3 protein-coding genes are annotated in these 2,715 nt (G+C 33.4%); all 3 read right to left on the reverse strand.

Annotated features, from left to right (window positions below; genetic code table 11):
• Positions 1–79: 79 nt before the first annotated feature.
• From BN350_RS17970 to istA, 3 genes are read right to left on the reverse strand one after another with little or no spacing between them, the layout of a single operon-like run.
• Complete coding sequence (locus BN350_RS17970) at positions 80–544, reverse strand: hypothetical protein (protein WP_028044827.1); 465 nt, start codon at positions 542–544, stop codon at positions 80–82.
• Positions 534–1,301: an IS21-like element helper ATPase IstB gene (gene istB / locus BN350_RS17975; RefSeq protein ID WP_028044828.1), complete on the reverse strand. Its 768-nt coding sequence runs from the start codon at positions 1,299–1,301 to the stop codon at positions 534–536. Before istB ends, BN350_RS17970 begins: the two co-directional genes overlap by 11 nt.
• Positions 1,298–2,614: an IS21 family transposase gene (gene istA / locus BN350_RS17980; protein WP_028044829.1), complete on the reverse strand. Its 1,317-nt coding sequence runs from the start codon at positions 2,612–2,614 to the stop codon at positions 1,298–1,300. Before istA ends, istB begins: the two co-directional genes overlap by 4 nt.
• Between the last annotated feature and the right edge of the window lie 101 nt (positions 2,615–2,715).

The following is a 2,715-nucleotide window of genomic DNA, read 5'->3' on the forward strand; positions in this document are numbered from 1 at the left end:
ATAAATGTCAACATAAAAATGTACATTTTTGATTATTTAAGAATGTACAATTATGACTAGCTAAGTTGACTTAGCCTAGTCATTTTAATGCACTCGTAAATATATGAATTAAAGGGTTAGAACTTTCAATAATATAATCAGCATTATCATAATTGTCTAAAAATTCTTTCTTATCAAGCCAGTTGAATGCTGAATTTTTTTCATATATCTCTTTTTTAACTTCATGCCAATCCTTTCCTCTATATAAATAAGTTAAATCCTTATCTAATTCCAAATACCATTCTGCATCTTCAATTGGTGGTTCGTAATAATACATTGACTCATGTATTATCATCATTTTATCACCATCTGGATCTCGATATGATGATTCACCTTCTAAGTAATACATATCTTCAAAATCTTTTGTATTATTCAGAATAATCAGTTTTGCTTCCTGCTGGATAGCACCATTATATTTCCATCCTGTTTTCACAACAAATGCGATTTCATATTCATTTTTCAGATTGCAGTATTCTTTCTGCAGTGCGTTAAATTTATTCTTCATGGCCAGCTGCCTCCTTTTTTACAATATGATCCTTAAGTCTATAGGATTTCCCATTAATTGATACAACTTTTGCGTGATGCAGTATTCTATCTAAAATTGCATTGGCAATAACTGGATCACCAAATATTTCATCCCACTGACTAAAGTTGATATTAGTCGTAATTATTGTGCTTTTCTTTTCATATCTTTTGTCAATCAGCTGAAAAAACAATTTTGCATCCTCCTTATCGATAGGAAGATATCCAAGTTCATCAAGTATAAGGACTCGATACTTATTAAAATGCTTTATTCTGTCATCCAGCCTGTTTTCCAGCCTTGCCCTTTTGAGCTGTGCTATCAGATCATGACATTTTATAAAATAAGTGCTGAATCTTTTCTTTGCAGCTGCAATTCCAATTGATGTTGCCAGATGTGTCTTGCCAACACCAGATGGACCTAAAAACACAATATTCTCCTGATTTTCAACAAAACCCAATGATTCCAATTCCATTATTTGAGTTCTATTGATATTTGGCTGGAAATCAAATTCAAAATCCTTCAGTTCCTTTATGAATGGGAATGCAGCAACCTTAAGCATTGCCTTGATCATGCTGGCTTTACGATAGTCAACTTCTATATTTGTCAGTTTCAGCAGTCCTTCAGTAAAGCTTAATTCATTTGAAACAATGAAATCCAGTGTTTCATCCAGTCTCACTGATGATTCCTTTAATTTTAGATATTCCAGATTTTCCTTTAGCTGTGTATATGAACTTGTCATTTATATATCTCTCCAATCTCTTTTAAATTATTTCTTGCAAACTCCTCTATATCTTCTTTACTGCCTTTGATAGACATTCCTGTAATTTCGATATAGTGGCTGTCATGATAATTTCTCTTTTTTTCTTCAACTATTTCATGGATTGTGACAAGATTTGTGTTACAATAGACATGTAAATAGTTATCATGTATTTGAATGGTTAATCTTCTTCCTATATACGCCGGCGGTACTGAATAGTAATTGCCCTTATACGTAATAGTGCTTTGTGAATTAACTTTTACTGATGACGATTTTATCTGATAGAGATTCCTTATTTTATCCTTTGGTAGAGGTTTGAGGGAATCTTTTTCTTTGTTTATATGCAGGATAGGAATCTTGCCTGTTTCAGGATGGCATGATGAATTCACACGATTGTTTATTTCCATAAGCTTCTGATTTAATTCGGCTATATCAAGCATACCGTTATAGGCATATAATTCATCAAGTATCTTCATTGGAGCCTCCACTTTAGCCTTGACCTGCGGTTCTCCTGCTCGACATGGTGTCACCTGAAAGCCATAGTCATCAGCAAACTGCTTAAATCTATTGTTGATCTTGCCACTGCGATACTGAGTGCGAGCCTCATCCATTACGGTTTTCATATTGTCTGTTCTTAGCTTGGCAGGAACCCCTCCAGCCTGTTCAAAAGCATTATCCAGCAGATGAAACAGTACATCCTGAGTTTTGGTTAAAGATAGCTGATATATCTTAAAACGCGAATAGGAATAAACAAGAGCAAAAATATTGATGCTTACTATAACTCCATCTTTGAGCAGCATATTCATTGATTCCTTCCAGTCCAGCTGTGCCTCTTCTCCTGGCAGAGTGACGTAATGCATAGCATGATGGGTTGTCGTGCAGTCTCTTTTCTCTCCATTAACGGTTCGATTTCTTATTCCGTTAAAATAGGATTGAAAATCCTTGTTTTTTGAAACCCATCGTCTAAAGGACGATTCGGAGCAGTCTAATCCATGGTTATCTTTTAGATATTGCCATAGAATTCTTTTATAGAAGAAAACCTGAGTATTATTATGATTTAATAGATCATCTACCAAATCATAATATTCATCTAGTTTACTGCTTCTATTTCTAGTGTTTGATTTTTTATAGCCTTTAATGTATTTATCAACAGTACGCCTGTCAACATTCAATTCTCTAGCTATTTGTGATTTATTAAGCTTCGTAGTACCAGCCTCCTCTAATTTTCCAAGTATACAAAGATCTTCCATTGAATGTATAGCAATCTTATTGCCTATATTAAATTCTAATATCATTTTTCAACCTCCTATATTAGCTATAGGATTATATCAGGTTGATATCAGATTTGTACATTCTTAAATGATCATTTTTGTACAATATTATATTATCATTTATA

The sequence above is a fragment of the Candidatus Stoquefichus massiliensis AP9 genome (genome assembly GCF_000455285.1).
GTDB classification, from domain to species: Bacteria; Bacillota_I; Bacilli_A; order Erysipelotrichales; family Coprobacillaceae; genus Stoquefichus; species Stoquefichus massiliensis.

Coding starts and splice junctions, on each gene's coding strand:
- BN350_RS17970 (WP_028044827.1), bottom strand. CDS start 544: ATGAAGAATAAATTTAACGCACTGCAGAAAGAATACTGCAATCTGAAA.
- istB (WP_028044828.1), bottom strand. CDS start 1,301: ATGACAAGTTCATATACACAGCTAAAGGAAAATCTGGAATATCTAAAA.
- istA (WP_028044829.1), bottom strand. CDS start 2,614: ATGATATTAGAATTTAATATAGGCAATAAGATTGCTATACATTCAATG.